Raw genomic sequence first — 14792 nt, 5'->3', positions numbered from 1 at the left:
TAGCTAAGCAATATGAATAAAAACACTATTATATGTTTAAACAGATTTGGCGCATAAATTTATACTGCTTTATAAATTAATTTGTTCAAAAATCGCTCCGTATTATTTTTTAATACGCCATTTAATACGGAAACTTGTAAATACTTCGCTTGAAAATTATGAGGAAATTTTATTCAGCAATACTTTTAAGCATTTTACTTTTTTGCTGCATTTCCCCGGCCATTGCCCAGCAGCAGATCCCGGTTGACGCGGTTAAGAAAAGCCGGCTGGATGCGTTGGCGATCAGCTCTCGGGCAAACTTCACTACAGGGTATCAAAAGGCTTTAGCATTGGCCCCTCAAAACGGCTGGGCGGTCCGCCGCGTCACCAAAGCCGGTAACCTAGTTGCCTTGCAAGGGGTTAACAGCCACGGTTTCCCTGTTTATCTGATCACCCATAACAATACCACAGCTGCCGCTACCACCGGTACCAATACCGTACAACCCGGCGGCACTTTGGGTTTAAACCTTACCGGCAGCAGTACTTTTTTAAACAACAAGCTTGGTATCTGGGATGGCGGCCAGGTTTACCAGGCGCACCGCGAGTTTGAGGGCAAAACTATCACCGCGAAAGACAATACCGCCATCCTGGATCACTCCACCCACGTGGCCGGCACCATGATAGCCAAAGGCGTGTACGCGCCTGCAAAAGGGATGGCCTACGGTGCCGCCACACTATCCGCCTGGGATTTTGATAACGATGTATCTGAAATGAGCGCCGCGGCCTCCGGTCTATTGCTTTCCAACCACTCTTATGGTGATGTTGGTGGCTGGGATTATAACAGTGCCGACACCCGATGGGAATGGTACGGCCTGCCCGGCGATAACGAAGATTATAATTTTGGCTTTTACGATTCGCGCGTGCAATCGTTTGACCAGGTTGCTTATAACGCGCCGTACTATTTAATTGTGGAGTCGGCAGGTAACAGCCGCTCTAGTAACGGGCCCGCGTTAGGGGATACATACTATGGGTTTGAAAGCCGTACCAACCCAGCTTTTGTAAATAAGGGGGCAAGGCCGGCAAACATCAGTAGTAATAATGGGTACGATATTATCACCACCACCGGTAATGCGAAAAATATACTAACGGTAGGCTCGGTAGGGCCGCTGCCAAACGGGCCGGTTAACCGTACAGATGTTGCCATATCATACTTTAGCAGCTGGGGCCCAACAGATGACGGCCGCATAAAGCCCGATATTGTTGGCGATGGCGAGCAGGTGTTATCCACCGGGGTACAGGGCACAAGTTCGTACCTGACTTTGTCTGGCACCTCAATGGCGGCGCCAAACGTTACAGGATCGTTATACCTGTTGCAGGAGTATTACGCGCAAAAAAATAACGGCAATTTTATGCGTGCCGCTACTTTAAAAGGGCTTGCCTGCCATACCGCGTTTGATGCCGGCAACGTTGGGCCCGATTATATTTACGGCTGGGGATTACTGGATATGCACAAAGCCGCGCAGGCAATAACAGATAACGGCACAAAAAGCATCCTTAACCAGGCTACTTTAACGCAGGGGCAAACCCGTACAATTAAAGTGACCGCTTCGGGCGTTGGGCCGCTGGCGGTTACCATATCATGGACAGACCCTGAAGGTACCCCAACCAACGGCACAACCATAAACGACCGTACCCCAAAATTGGTGAATGACCTTGATGTGAGGGTTAGCGATGGTGCTAATACCACAATGCCCTGGGTGCTTACGCCCGATAATCCGTCTGCACCGGCCACAAACGGGGATAATGTAAGGGATAATATAGAACAGGTTTACATTGCGGATGCCGTGCCGGGGAAGGAATATACCATTACCATATCGCATAAGGGTACTTTAAGATCGGGCAGCCAGGCTTATTCGGTTATTGTTACGGGTGTAGGCGGCAATCCGTATTGCGCATCTGCCCCAACATCTACCAACGATTCTAAGATCAATAGTTTCTCGTTATCAAACATCAGTTACACCGCACCTGCAGGCTGTACCGGGTATACCAATAACACCGCGCTTTCTATCCAATTAGAAGCGGGTAAAACCTATCCGTTTAGCCTGGCGCTGGGTACCTGCGGCGCAAACTTTAATAAAGCAGCAAAAATATTTATCGACTGGAATGGTAACGGGACATTTGATGCCGATGAACTTGCCGCAACCACCGCAATTGTAAGTGCTACGGGCACCATCAGCGGTAATATAGCTGTTCCTGTTACGGTTTCGCCGGGTAACATTAGCTTGTTGCGTATTGTGTTGAACGAAACTAATGATGCATCGGCAATTACAGCGTGCGGCACCTACGCTAAAGGCGAAACGCAGGATTACAGCGTACAATATTTAAAACCCGCCATTGATGTGGGTGCTGTCGCGATAACAAATTCTGATGTGGGTGTTACCTGTGCTACTGCTGTTGCTGTTACGGTACGGCTTAAAAACTTCGGCAGGGCTGCTGTTAGTAATATCCCGGTTACGGTAACAGTTGCCATAAACAATAATACGCTAACCACCTTTAACGAAACCTATACCAGTACGCTTAACCCCGAAGAAGAAACAGATTTTACCCTGAGCGGAAAGTTCAATACCACACCAGGGGCAACCTACATGGTAACTGCAGAAACCAAACTAACTGCGGATCCGCTTGCGGCGAACAACAAGGCTACCGGCGCTATATCCATTGGCTTCCCGCCGGAGGTTAGCAACTTATCGGCTTATTTCTGTACAAACAGCAATGCTTATTTATTGGGCGGCAATGGCGATGGTGAATTGTTCTGGTATAAGTCGCTTACAGATGTTGTACCGATTGGTTATGGTTCGCCGGCTACAATTACGGCTGCCCCGGTAAATAATACTTTTTACGCAGGCTTAAATGACTTTAGCGGCAAGGTTGGCCCTGTAAATAAAAATGTATTCCCAACAGGTAGTTACAATCAGTTTACAACAGATGTAAATGTAACTACCAAAATACCGGTGGTTATAGAAAGTGCAAGGCTATACATTGGTAACCCGGGCCGAATGACGTTTACGGCAACAAATGATAATGGCGAAGTGGTATCATCAGTAACCCTTAATGTTACGGCTACCCGCAGCAAAGCCCTACCCGGCGACCAGCCTAATGATATTGCCGACCAGGGCAAAGTTTACGCCCTGAATTTGACATTACCTGCTGCTGGTAATTATACTATAACGCCAACTTATGAAAACGGTGCAACCCTATACCGTAATAAGGATGGTGTTACAGGTTATCCGTTCACCACGGGTGGCCTGTTCTCTATTACCGGCAATACAGCCACCCCCGATCCCGAAATTTACTACTACTATTTTTATGATATGCAGGTACGCAGCCTGGGTTGCGCATCGGTAACACGTGTGCCGGTAACCATTACCAAGCCAACGGTTACCCAAAACGTAGCTGTATTAACATCAAACATAACCACAGGCAACCAATGGCTGTTGAATAGCAAGCCGATAGAAGGTGCTACAAGCGCAACTTATACGCCGTTGGTTAGCGGTAATTACCAGGTGCAGGTTACGCTTGCTAATGGTTGTGTGGCTATTTCCGATCAATTTGCGTATGCCATAGTCGCTAAAAACCCGGATAGGTCTACCGATATTGGTTTAACTGTATTCCCGGTGCCGGCTACAACTTATTTTAATGTGGTGTTTGAAGTTAAAGCCGCGGGTAATTTAGAAATATCGCTGGTGAACACAGCAGGGCGGGTTGTTTACCGGTCAGCCCAAAAAGTAGCCGCCGCGGGTAACTTTAGTACAGTTATAAATACTACAGACCGCCTGCCCGGTACTTACGTGTTAAAAGTAAACCTTAACGATAAAGTATATTCCAAAAAAATAATTATTGTGAATTAACAAAAAAACCTGCGCTATTAGCGCAGGTTTTTTTGTTGTAGGATGCCCGGCGTTAAAACGCGTATTTCAACCCTAATCCCGGTGCAAGGTCAAAGAAAGGGCCGGTAGCAAGTTCTAAACGGGGGTTAAGGTCAAGGCTGAAAGCTATTGGCGAGTCTTTCAATTTATATTCCAGGCCCAAAACGCCATCGGCACCAAGTAATATGTGGTTATCGTTGTAAACGTTATCGTCGCTGCCAAAGCGCTTATAAACACCTTTACCTACCGAGCCGGCGTGCGCGCCAAAGCCGTAATAAAATTTCAATAGCGGCGTGTTAAAGGCAGGCTGATGTAATTCGTATAAGCCGGTTAATACCGCGCCGTGGCTGCGGATGCCTACTATACCTTCAATCGCGGTGGTACTGTTCATGAAGTATTTAACAGAAAGGCCGTTCTCGTAACCGCCAAATTTTAAGCCGACAGCGGTGTTATAATCCTGCGCGGCAGAGCGTTTGCTAATGAATAAAAACGAAGTAAGTAATACTGCAATAAGGGTAAATTTTTTCATACGGGGTAGTGTTTTTGGGGTAGATCTTATGACGGAAATTCCGCCCGTGCCTGCCCATGTGTAAATGTTGGTTTCGCGTTATAAACGGCGAAAATGCCTTTTTATGCTCTTTTAACAAAATTATTGATGCAGAAAGTTATCAGTCCATTGATAAACAACCGCAAAATTATGAATGCTGATAGCTTGTAATTGTATATTAAAATAGGTTAAATTGCCAAATATTTACACCTGCTAAAATGAGTTTAAATCCGCGGCTATCTTTTAAAATAAGCCTTTTTATAATAGCTTTTGGGCACGTAGCCTGCGCGCAAGATCTGCCTGCCACCAACCCCAAATACAAAAGCGGGATGGTTGTTTGCGCTTATCCCGATGCATCCAAAGCCGGGCTCGAGATCCTGAAAAAAGGTGGTACCGCGGTTGATGCTGCCATTGCGGTACAATTTGCGCTTGCGGTTACCCACCCGCAGGCGGGTAATATTGGCGGCGGTGGTTTTATGGTTTATCGCCCGGCAAATGGCAAGGCAAATACGTTAGATTTTAGGGAGAAGGCACCCGCAAAAGCAAGCGCTGATATGTACCTGGATGCAGCAGGCAATGTGATCCCTAAAATGAGCCTGTACACCCACCAGGCATCTGGCGTGCCCGGCTCTGTTGACGGGATGGTACAGGCACATAAAAAGTATGGTGAATTAAAATGGGCTACATTGGTGCAGCCTGCAATAAACCTGGCTTTCAAAGGGTTTAAGATGACCAAACGCCTGGCAGCAGGTATAAACCGCAATGATTCGGTTTTTAAAAGCCTTAACCCGGGAAAGAGTTACTTAATTAAAGAGGGCGGTTATAAAGAAGGTGATATATTGATACAGGAAGATCTTGGCAAAACGCTGGCTGCCATTCGCGATAGGGGACGCGCAGGGTTTTACGAAGGCCCGGTTGCCGACCTGATTGTTGCCGAAATGCAGGCGGGCAAAGGCATCCTCACTAAAGCCGACCTTAAAAATTATCACTCGGTATGGCGTAAGCCTGTCACCGGTAAATACAAAAGCTACAATATCATCACCATGCCGCCCCCATCAAGCGGGGGGATAGCTTTGTTACAATTACTGCGCTCGGTACAGAAATATCCATTGCACCGTTATGGCTTTAACAGCGACAGCACAGTACAATTAATTACCGAAGCAGAGCGCCGCGTTTATGCCGACCGCTCCAAATACCTGGGCGACCCCGATTTTTACAAAGTACCGGTAGATAGTTTGTTAAAGCCAAAATACATCGATAGCCGTATGCGAAATTTTAACTGGGATGCAGCCACACCAAGCACCACCATACAACCCGGTACTTTTGTAGGGTACGAAAGCGACCAGACCACCCACTACTCCATAGTTGATAGGGATGGCAACGCCGTATCAATTACCACCACGTTGAATGACAGCTTTGGCTCCAAAATATTTGTATCAGGTGCGGGATTTTTGCTGAATAATGAGATGGACGATTTTAGCTCGAAACCCGGCGTGCCTAATATGTACGGTTTATTAGGGGGCAAGGCCAACAGTATACAGCCGGGCAAACGCATGCTGTCATGCATGACGCCTACCATTGTAGAAAAGGATAACAAGCTTTTTATGGTTGTTGGCACGCCCGGTGGCTCAACTATTATCACCTCGGTTTTCCAGACGTTGTTAAATGTGATAGAATTTGATATGGATATGCAACAAGCGGTGGCTGCCAGGCGTTTTCATCACCAGTGGCTGCCAGATGATATCAAAAGCGAGGACGGTGCTCTAAGCGACCCTGTAAAAGATAAGCTTGCTAAAAAAGGATATACATTAACCAAGAGCGGAGCCATTGGCCGGGTAGACGGTATTTTAAAAACCAAAACCGGCTACGAAGGCGGCGCCGATCCAAGAGGAGATGATACGAAGGTGGGGTATTGAGATTGGTTCATAGGTCATAGTTGATGGTTTATAGCCGAAGATTAAAGTTCGTAGTAGCTACTATGAACCATTATCTATCAACCATCAACTAAAAAATGTTATGTTTGTCTACTTATGCGAAGCAGTGTAAAACACCAGGAAACAATTGATTACTTTTTAAAGATCGTTTGGCAAACCGTTGCTAACCGGTACAACCAGTTAGTTACCGATTTTGGTATTACACAGTCTATAGGTTACCTGCTTATCAATATTGAAGAGGAGGGTACAACCGTATCGCAGGCGGCGGCATTGCTTGGCTTAAAATCTACCAGTTTATCGCGCATGCTTAACCAGCTGGAGCAAACGGGCCTCATCTACCGCGAATCAAACAAAGGCGACAAGCGATCAGTTAAAATATATTTGACAGACCTGGGCAAAGAAAAACGCCAGTTGGCTAAAACCGTTGTAAAACAGTTTAATAACTACCTAAACGCCCACATAAGCGATGCAGATAAGCAGTATTTAACAGATATGCTTAAAAAAATCAATCAGCTTACACTTAATTACAAACCCTGAACGTTAGCTTTTAGCAACCGCTAATTGTTAAAAAGTGTTAAGCTGCTGTAATTGCCATATAAAACAATAAATTTGCCTTTTGAAAACTGAATGAACAGGGTACTGTTGATATTATTTTTGAGTATAATTTGTTTCTCATCTTGCAAAAAGGGTTACGATTCTATTGCCGAAGAAAGAATACAGGCTGATATTGATCAAAAAGTAATTGAGGATTATATTGCCGCTACACCCGGTTTAAGCGCTAAGATTAAGCAGGTTGACAGTGTGGGAATTAAAACCGGTGTTTATTACGTTGAAGAAAAAGCCGGAACAGGGAATGCGATATTTACAAACTCGACCCGGATAACGATAGATTATACCAGCAAGATACTTACAACAGGAGAAGTATTTGCACAAAGCAATAACTTCCACCCATCGTTTACTTTGGGCGAAGTGTTAAGGGCCTGGAAGCTGGGGATCCCAAATATGAAAAAAGGCGGTAGGTTCCGTATCATAGCGGCATCGCGCTATGCATATGGGCCATATGACCAGCCCGAGATAAAATTACCTGCAAATAGCGTGGTTGATTTTGATATTGAACTTTTAGATGTAACGAACTAATTTTAGATGAAACAAAAGATCTTTACTTTTTTATTGATAGCTGCCGCAGGCTTAACAGCTTGCAAAAAACTGGATAACCAACCGGATATCAGGGCGTATGATAATCAGCAGATAGAAGCTTATATAAGCGCGAACGGCTTAAGTGATTTTAAAGCTGATACCACTAAAGATGGCACCGGCACAACCGGTATGTACTATAAAGTATTAACCCCAGGCAGTGGCGATACCTTAAAATATGCCGATAAGGTATCATTGGTTTATACCCTGAAATCTTTCGACGGTAAGTACGTATCATCTGATACTATCAATAATCACATGAACGATTTTTTAGGACACTTAACTGCCAATAATTTGCCCAAAGGTTTACAATTAGCTATCCATAACCTGCTTAAATATAAAGGCGGCAGTATGCGTTTGCTGATACCATCGCGTTTAGCGTACGGCGTAAACGGGTTTGGCTCTGGTAGTATTACCAACGTAAATACCCGTATTGCAGGTAACCAAAGCCTTGATTATTATGTACATGTAATTGGCGACCAAAATGCTTACGACGACCTGGTTATTAAAAATTACATGGCGGCTAATAACTTAACCGGCTATCTAAAAGACTCGGCAGATGCTTCTGTTAAGGGGCATTACTGGTACAAGGTTACTACCGGTGGTACAGGTGCAGCCGGAGAGATCAGCGAATTTTCTACCGTTACAACTACTTATACCGGCAATTTATTAAATGGCGTAGCTTTTGACGAATCGGCTAAAACAACTGCCACTACCTTAACCCCGTTTAGTTTAATTGAGGGCGTAAAGGATGGACTTATAAAACATGCGGTAACGGGTACATCTATATCCTTGTTTATACCATCGGTATTAGGTTATGGTACAGCTCCACGAAGCACAATACCTGCCAACTCGCCGCTTAGGTTCGAGTTTCAGGTAACTAAGGTTGAATAATATTATTTGCTTAAAGCCTCTTTAAAAACTTTTAAACATCTATCGCGCGCAAAAGCGTGGTCTACAATGGGTTTTGGATACTTGCTGAAGTCGGCATATTCCGGAACCCATTTTTTTACGTATGCTAATTTCGGGTCAAACTTTTTCAGCTGGCTATCGGGGTTAAATATTCTGAAGTATGGCGCGGCATCGGTACCACTACCGGCAGCCCACTGCCAGCCGCCAACATTACTTGCCATTTCATAATCTAATAACTGGCGGGCAAAGTAACGCTCGCCCCAGCGCCAGTCTATCAGCAAATCTTTAGTTAAAAAGCTGGCAACCACCATGCGCACACGGTTGTGCATGTAGCCTGTAGCGTTCAGTTCGCGCATACCTGCATCTACCATCGGGAAACCGGTTTCGCCTTTGCACCAGGCCTCAAATTGCTCTTCGTCGTTTATCCATTTAATGCGGTCGTACTCCGGGCGAAAGGCGTGGTCCATGGTTTGCGGGAAATGGTGCAATATCATCATATAAAACTCGCGCCATATCAATTCGTTAAGCCAGGTTTTTTCGTGTGCTTTGTGGGCATCCATCGCGCAACGCCTGATGCTTACCGTACCAAAACGAAGGTGTACCCCAACGTGCGAAGTGCCCGTTATTGCCGGGAAATCGCGGTTTTTAGCGTAATCTGCAATAACACTGTCGTATTCTTTTTCCGGGTAATCTATTTCACTTTTAACAAAACCCATTTCATTTAAAGTGGGTATTGCCGCGGCTTTAAATTTGCGCAGGTTTGTCAGGTGTTTTTCAGATGGATAAGCCTTCAAATAAAAGGGCTTCAGCTTTTGATACCACTTGTTTTTATAGGGCGTATAAACGGTGTAGGGTTTGCCGTCGTCTTTGGTCACTTCATCCTTTTCGAAAATTACCTGGTCTTTATAGGTTTTAAATTCGATGTTGTGTTTGGCGAGTAACTCTTTAATATCACCATCGCGGTCTTTAGCGTAAGCAGGCTCATAATCATGATTGGTGTAAACAGCGGCAACGTTATATTCTTTGATGAGTTGTTTCCAGGCATGTTCAGGCTTGTCATAAACTACCAATAGGCTACTATGGTGTTTTTGGCATTCTTTGTTGATTTCTTCAATTGCTTTATAAATGAAACTTACACGGGCATCGTCTTTATCTTCCAGTTTATCCAATATCTCTTTGTCAAAAATAAAGACGGGTAGTACGGGGTTGCCGCTTTTTAGGGCATGGTACAGGCCCGCGTTATCTTCCACCCGAAGATCGCGGCGAAACCAAAAAATACTTATAGGGGTATCTTTATCCATAAATTTCTTTTAAAGCCAAAGCTACGTTGGGGTATTTAAATTTAAAACCCGCTTCCTCAATTTTTTGTGCCGATGCTTTTGTACTGCCCAGTACCAAACTTGCCATTTCGCCAAATAACAGTTTTATTAAAAAGGCCGGTACATTGGGTGCCCAAAGCGGCCGGTGTAATTGTTTAGCCACAGCTGTGGTCAAATCTTTATTGGTAACCGGTAACGGCGCAACCATATTATAAACGCCTGTAAGGTGCTCGTTAACCAGGCCATGCAGGTACATGCCAATAGCATCCTGGTGATGAATCCATGGTACCCATTGCATGCCCGTGCCTAATGGCGACCCTATAGCCAGTTTTACAGGCAAGGCCAGTTGTGGTAACGCGCCACCCCCGGTGGTTAAAACAACACCGGTACGGAATTTCAGGATCCGCAGGTCAAACTGTTTGCCTTCATCAACCGCCTTTTCCCATTCAACACAACAGTTGCCAATAAAATCATTGGCGGGGGTGCTATCTTCGGTAAGCAGTTCATCACCACGGTTGCCATAATAATTAATGCCCGATGCCGATATCACCGTGTGCACTTTGTGCGCCTTGCTTTTCATGAGCCCGTAAATTAAGCCGATGGATTTTGTGCGGCTGTCCAAAATTTCGCGCTTGCGCTCATCCGTCCACCGTTTATCTGCAATGCCTGCACCCGCCAGGTGGATAATGGTATCAACCCCGTCTACGCAATGCGGATCGATCTGCCCTTTATTCACATCCCACAAAAATGTTTTTACCTGCGGGTTTTTACCCGCGCTGCGGCTTAAGTGGCTCACCGCGTGGCCAAGCGCTAAAAGCGCTTTTGTTAATTCCCTGCCCAATAAACCCGAGCCGCCTGTGATGAGGATGTTTTTACTCATTTGTTGTAGTTCGTAGTTGTCCATAGTTAATAGATCATAGTTCATGGTGAGGAATTAATGGTTGAAGTTAAGATGAGAAGTTCAGTATTATCAACCATCAATTATGAATCAACTATTCCCCCTCCTTAAAATCTGTTATCCTTTTTGCCATTCCCTTAAATATAAAAAGGTGAAAAGGCCACATCATATACCAGTATAACCTGCCCCAAAGGCCCTTGGGCCTAAAGGTAGCAACCTGGCTCAAAAAAGTTTGGTTGTGGCGCTCAATAATTTTAAATTCTAGCCAGGCCTCGCCGGGGAGTTTCATTTCGGCATAAAGTAACAGGCGGTTGTTGGTTTTATCGGCCAGTAATACCCGCCAAAAATCTATGACATCGCCCGGCGAAACGCTTACGTTACTGGTACGCCCACGCCTGCTGCCTACGCCGCCAAACAGCTTGTCCAGAAAACCGCGTATGCTCCAGATCCAATCCCAGTAATACCAGCCGCGGTTACCGCCAATAGCCATAATGTTCTTAAGCACCTCTGCACTGGCGCGGTTAAAAGGCTGCTTTACTTTATACTCCAGCGTGCCGTTTTGAGGTACTTTTATCTGGTCCATAAAGCCGGAGGTAAGGTAGCCGTTGTTCAGGGCGTCCTTCCAGCTGCTTACAATGGAGTTTTGTTCTATTTTATTGAATGCCAGTTCCAACGCTTCCTCGTAGGTAATGCAGTCGCGTCTTACCACGCTATCAATATCATGGTTTTTCATGATGGTTTCGTTCTTCATGCTATCTACCAGGCTTTGGGCAAGCGAGTAGCTGGTTGATGTTACAAAGTATAGCCAGTACGACGAGATCTTGGGCGACAGGAACGGTAGGGTAACAATGTAGCGATCAAGCTTACGCACTTTGGCGTATGTAAGCATCATTTCTTTAAATGTGAGCACATCCGGCCCGCCAATATCAAAAGTTTTGTGGAATGATGACTCATTCATTAGAACCCCTTCCAAATAACCCAATACATCACGGATAGCAATAGGCTGGCATTTGGTGTTTACCCAGCGCGGTACGGTCATAACGGGGAGTTTCTCGGTAAGGTCGCGGATGATCTCGAATGATGAACTGCCCGAACCAATAATAATAGCTGCACGTAACACCGTTAGCGCTGCTGTGCTTTCCCTTAAAACATCTTCCACATGGCGTCGCGATAGCAAATGGTTGGAGAGGTTGTCGGCGTTGGTAATACCGCTCAGATAAATAAGCTGGCGGCATTTTGTTTTATTGAGTGCCACAACAAAGTTATGCGCGGACAGCTCCTCCAGCATGGCAAAGTCATCGGCCTGGGCCATGGAGTGTACCAGGTAATAGGCGGCATCAATATCTAAGGGTATGGTTTCAATACTTTCCTCTTTCAGCAGGTCGCCGGTTAGCAATGTTACCCGTTCGCTGTAATCATTTTGTTCATGAAAGCGGCGTTTATCGCGTACAAGGCAAACCACGGTATGGCCTTTTTCCAATAAAACCGGGATAAGGCGTGTGCCAATGTATCCGTTAGCACCTGCAAGTAACACTTTCATATATATGCAACAACGTTAAGGGCGGCGTGTTTTAAATAGCGGCGTTTGTTAAGCAGTTATTCCTAAAAGCGCTGTATTAACCCGGGATTGCAATCGTAATGTAACAAATTTGTTAATTACGGTAATTATTAAGCAAATAAATAAATCCAGAAAACCTTTTTTTGTCGCGCATGTTAAATAAACATTAAGAAAATCCCCAGTTTATGTTTACAAGCAGTTTTCAATTAGTTCTAATTTTTTCTGCCGCTACTTTTATTGTTATGTTGGCGGTTTATGCCGTTTATTGCCATAACAGGGCACTGGCTTCTGCAACCAAAGGCCGATTAACTGATGTTGAAACTTGGGCCATGAAATCTACTATAAGCTGGATAGGTACCTTTTTTTTAATACTTGCCGCTATAGTTCCTTTTATGATTGATTAATAAAGGTTTATTATACTTTAGCCGATCCTCCGGCTCTTCGGATAATATTTATAGCTTGTTTGTGTGTGATTTTTTATGTATTATGGCAGCCGCTCACAAATCTTTTTACCGGCAAAATCCGTTTATACAATTCAGGTAATATTAAATCAATGTTAAATCGCAATTTTAGGATCATTATAATTTGTGCACTGGCAATATTTGCTTTGTGCAGTCTTTTTTATGGTATATACAGCCGTAGCAAATATAAATTGTTTTTAGGTAGTGGCCGTGTGCCCGAGTTACAGGCATGGTCGGCAAAGGCCTCAATTAGTTGGGTGGCCAGTGTTATACTAACCATTTTGATGATAGCCCAGCTGGTTGTGGAAGAGTAAGCCGGGTGCCAAAATTTCCCAATTATATCAATATTTCCCCGCTTACAAATTTAACATTCGCGTAATCATTTCCACATAATTGCCGTATAGATAACCTGAAGGGGCTATTATTATAATAATAGCCAAAACGGTAAAGTTTTTGCCCTGTTATTATTCTAATAGATATAACAGAACCCCAGCTAAAATAATAACATGTTAACATACGATTTTCATCGATTAATTATCTGCTTTTTTTGCGTTGTTTTATCCTGCTGATAGCTTTCGGTATGTATTGCCGCCATCGCTCAAACTCTTACATAGGCACAGGCCGGGTAACAAATATTGAGGCCTGGTACTTGCGGGCAAATATAGCGTGGGTATCTACAGCCTGCCTTTCGCTTGCGCTGGTATTCAGGTTTATCTAAATTTCCCTAAGGCTAATTTATCCAACCAACTCTTCTACATGTGGCTTGTACGTATCTGTTTTAACGCGGGCCTGTAACTCATGTAATATATTGTACAAGCCAAAGTTTGTGCGGTTTACATAGATGAAATGCTTTACACCACGTGCTTGTTTAAACTCGGGCATTTTGGCAACTTTTTCGCCAAAGCCAAACAGGTCATCAAAAAATTCCTTCTTTCCAAAATCGAATGTGTTAGTGATGTATGGTTTGGCAAACAGGCTTATCATTTGCTTAAACATGGTGTAAAAAAACTGGATCTGCGCCGGGGTGTCATTAGGCAATATCATTTCCAGTTTGCGGAACGCTTTAATGGTTTCTTCTTTGTTCTCGAACAGGTCGGTTGAGGTGAGCGAGAAGAAAGGGTAATAGAAATCATCGGGCATCACCTTTATACAGCCAAAATCTATACAGCCCAGTTTGCCCTCGGGTGTTATCAGGAAGTTACCGGGATGCGGGTCGGCATGTACGGCGCGCAATTCGTGTTGCTGGTAGTTGTAAAAATCCCAAAGTGCCTGGCCTATCTGGTCGCGCAGTTCCTGCGATGGGTTGGTAGCTAAAAACTCTTTTAAATGTTGCCCTTCCAGCCAATCCATGGTGATAATGCGCTTTCTCGATAGGTCGGGATAGTATCCCGGGAACACTACATTGTTCAGGTGTTTACAGGCGATAGAAAACTCTATCGAGCGGCGTACTTCCAGCTCATAATCGGTTTCTTCTAAAAGGCGTTCCTCCACTTCGCTCATGTAAACGTTAAGCTCCTTTTCGCTCATGCCCAGCATGCGGAACGCGAAGGGTTTTACCAGTTTAAGGTCGGATGAGATGGAATCGCCCACGCCCGGGTACTGAATTTTAACCGCCAGTTTTTTACCGTTCAGCTCTGCCCTATGCACCTGGCCGATAGACGCCGCGTTGGTAGAACGGATGTTGAACTTATCGTAGATCTGATCGGGGTTTTTACCGAAGTATTTCTTAAACGTTTGCACAATAAGTGGCCCCGATAGCGGCGGCGCATTATACTGCGACTGCGTAAATTTATCTACGTACGCCTGCGGCAGCAGGTTTTTATCCATGCTCAGCATCTGTGCTACTTTAAGCGCGCTGCCTTTTAATTCGCTGAGGGATTGATAGATGTCGGTAGCATTATCCTCATTCAGTTGCGATTTATCCATTTCTGGATTGAACAGCTTTTTTGAATAATGTTTAATATAGTTGCCGCCAATTTTAAAGCCTGTTTTCACAAACTTGGCGCTGCGTTCAATCTTGCTGGTGGGGATGCTGTTCTGTTCGTTAGAGGTATTCTCGCTCAT

12 protein-coding genes are annotated in these 14792 nt (G+C 44.7%); 7 read left to right on the top strand and 5 right to left on the bottom strand.

The window, feature by feature from the left end; all coding sequences use genetic code 11:
* The first annotated feature begins 158 nt into the window (after window positions 1-158).
* Window positions 159-3887 (top strand): S8 family serine peptidase, encoded by a 3729-nt coding sequence (locus tag RHM67_RS17890; RefSeq protein WP_322228486.1) that lies wholly within the window; start codon window positions 159-161, stop codon window positions 3885-3887.
* A gap of 52 nt (window positions 3888-3939) precedes the next feature.
* On the opposite strand, the gene RHM67_RS17885 is transcribed toward RHM67_RS17890, so the two are convergent.
* On the bottom strand, window positions 3940-4434 hold the full coding sequence (locus tag RHM67_RS17885; protein WP_322228485.1) for a hypothetical protein: 495 nt from the start codon (window positions 4432-4434) through the stop codon (window positions 3940-3942).
* A gap of 236 nt (window positions 4435-4670) precedes the next feature.
* Here RHM67_RS17885 and ggt point away from each other — a divergent pair, with 236 nt between their 5' ends.
* The 4 genes from ggt (at window position 4671) to RHM67_RS17865 (ending at window position 8474) form a co-directional block, all read left to right on the top strand.
* The gene (ggt, locus tag RHM67_RS17880) at window positions 4671-6368 is read left to right on the top strand and encodes a gamma-glutamyltransferase (protein WP_322228483.1); all 1698 of its coding nucleotides are present in this window, start codon (window positions 4671-4673) and stop codon (window positions 6366-6368) included.
* A gap of 114 nt (window positions 6369-6482) precedes the next feature.
* Window positions 6483-6923: a MarR family winged helix-turn-helix transcriptional regulator gene (locus RHM67_RS17875; RefSeq protein WP_252756041.1), complete on the top strand. Its 441-nt coding sequence runs from the start codon at window positions 6483-6485 to the stop codon at window positions 6921-6923.
* A gap of 90 nt (window positions 6924-7013) precedes the next feature.
* Window positions 7014-7523 (top strand): FKBP-type peptidyl-prolyl cis-trans isomerase, encoded by a 510-nt coding sequence (locus tag RHM67_RS17870; RefSeq protein ID WP_322228482.1) that lies wholly within the window; start codon window positions 7014-7016, stop codon window positions 7521-7523.
* Between the two features lie 6 nt (window positions 7524-7529).
* Entirely contained in the window at window positions 7530-8474 is a 945-nt protein-coding gene (locus RHM67_RS17865) for an FKBP-type peptidyl-prolyl cis-trans isomerase (RefSeq protein WP_322228481.1), read from the top strand.
* A 2-nt stretch (window positions 8475-8476) separates the two neighbouring features.
* Here the strand turns inward: RHM67_RS17865 and RHM67_RS17860 are convergent, their stop codons facing one another.
* The 3 genes from RHM67_RS17860 to RHM67_RS17850 form a co-directional block, all read right to left on the bottom strand.
* Window positions 8477-9793, bottom strand: a complete 1317-nt coding sequence (locus RHM67_RS17860) for a deoxyribodipyrimidine photo-lyase (RefSeq protein ID WP_322228480.1) — start codon at window positions 9791-9793, stop codon at window positions 8477-8479.
* Window positions 9786-10736 (bottom strand): TIGR01777 family oxidoreductase, encoded by a 951-nt coding sequence (locus RHM67_RS17855; protein WP_322228479.1) that lies wholly within the window; start codon window positions 10734-10736, stop codon window positions 9786-9788. Before RHM67_RS17855 ends, RHM67_RS17860 begins: the two co-directional genes overlap by 8 nt.
* Window positions 10737-10803: 67 nt before the next feature.
* On the bottom strand, window positions 10804-12249 hold the full coding sequence (locus tag RHM67_RS17850; protein WP_322228478.1) for an SDR family oxidoreductase: 1446 nt from the start codon (window positions 12247-12249) through the stop codon (window positions 10804-10806).
* A 203-nt stretch (window positions 12250-12452) separates the two neighbouring features.
* Here RHM67_RS17850 and RHM67_RS17845 point away from each other — a divergent pair, with 203 nt between their 5' ends.
* A complete protein-coding gene (locus RHM67_RS17845; RefSeq protein ID WP_322228477.1) occupies window positions 12453-12671 on the top strand; it encodes a hypothetical protein in 219 nt (72 codons plus the stop codon).
* A 248-nt stretch (window positions 12672-12919) separates the two neighbouring features.
* Entirely contained in the window at window positions 12920-13042 is a 123-nt protein-coding gene (locus RHM67_RS17840; RefSeq protein WP_322228475.1) for a hypothetical protein, read from the top strand.
* 421 nt (window positions 13043-13463) lie between these two features.
* Here RHM67_RS17840 and RHM67_RS17835 read toward each other — a convergent pair whose 3' ends face one another.
* The gene (locus tag RHM67_RS17835) at window positions 13464-14792 is read right to left on the bottom strand and encodes an AarF/ABC1/UbiB kinase family protein (RefSeq protein ID WP_322228474.1); all 1329 of its coding nucleotides are present in this window, start codon (window positions 14790-14792) and stop codon (window positions 13464-13466) included.

Origin of the sequence: Mucilaginibacter sp. 5C4 (genome assembly GCF_034345625.1) — a bacterium.
GTDB classification, from domain to species: Bacteria; Bacteroidota; Bacteroidia; order Sphingobacteriales; family Sphingobacteriaceae; genus Mucilaginibacter; species Mucilaginibacter aurantiaciroseus.
This window is presented reverse-complemented; position numbering and strand designations above follow the sequence as displayed.

What these genes read in the sequence shown, in the direction of transcription:
- RHM67_RS17890 (WP_322228486.1), top strand. Translation starts at nt 159, where the DNA reads ATGAGGAAATTTTATTCAGCAATACTTTTAAGCATTTTACTTTTTTGC.
- RHM67_RS17885 (WP_322228485.1), bottom strand. Translation starts at nt 4,434, where the DNA reads ATGAAAAAATTTACCCTTATTGCAGTATTACTTACTTCGTTTTTATTC.
- ggt (WP_322228483.1), top strand. Translation starts at nt 4,671, where the DNA reads ATGAGTTTAAATCCGCGGCTATCTTTTAAAATAAGCCTTTTTATAATA.
- RHM67_RS17875 (WP_252756041.1), top strand. Translation starts at nt 6,483, where the DNA reads ATGCGAAGCAGTGTAAAACACCAGGAAACAATTGATTACTTTTTAAAG.
- RHM67_RS17870 (WP_322228482.1), top strand. Translation starts at nt 7,014, where the DNA reads ATGAACAGGGTACTGTTGATATTATTTTTGAGTATAATTTGTTTCTCA.
- RHM67_RS17865 (WP_322228481.1), top strand. Translation starts at nt 7,530, where the DNA reads ATGAAACAAAAGATCTTTACTTTTTTATTGATAGCTGCCGCAGGCTTA.
- RHM67_RS17860 (WP_322228480.1), bottom strand. Translation starts at nt 9,793, where the DNA reads ATGGATAAAGATACCCCTATAAGTATTTTTTGGTTTCGCCGCGATCTT.
- RHM67_RS17855 (WP_322228479.1), bottom strand. Translation starts at nt 10,736, where the DNA reads ATGAACTATGATCTATTAACTATGGACAACTACGAACTACAACAAATG.
- RHM67_RS17850 (WP_322228478.1), bottom strand. Translation starts at nt 12,249, where the DNA reads ATGAAAGTGTTACTTGCAGGTGCTAACGGATACATTGGCACACGCCTT.
- RHM67_RS17845 (WP_322228477.1), top strand. Translation starts at nt 12,453, where the DNA reads ATGTTTACAAGCAGTTTTCAATTAGTTCTAATTTTTTCTGCCGCTACT.
- RHM67_RS17835 (WP_322228474.1), bottom strand. Translation starts at nt 14,792, where the DNA reads ATGAGCGAGAATACCTCTAACGAACAGAACAGCATCCCCACCAGCAAG.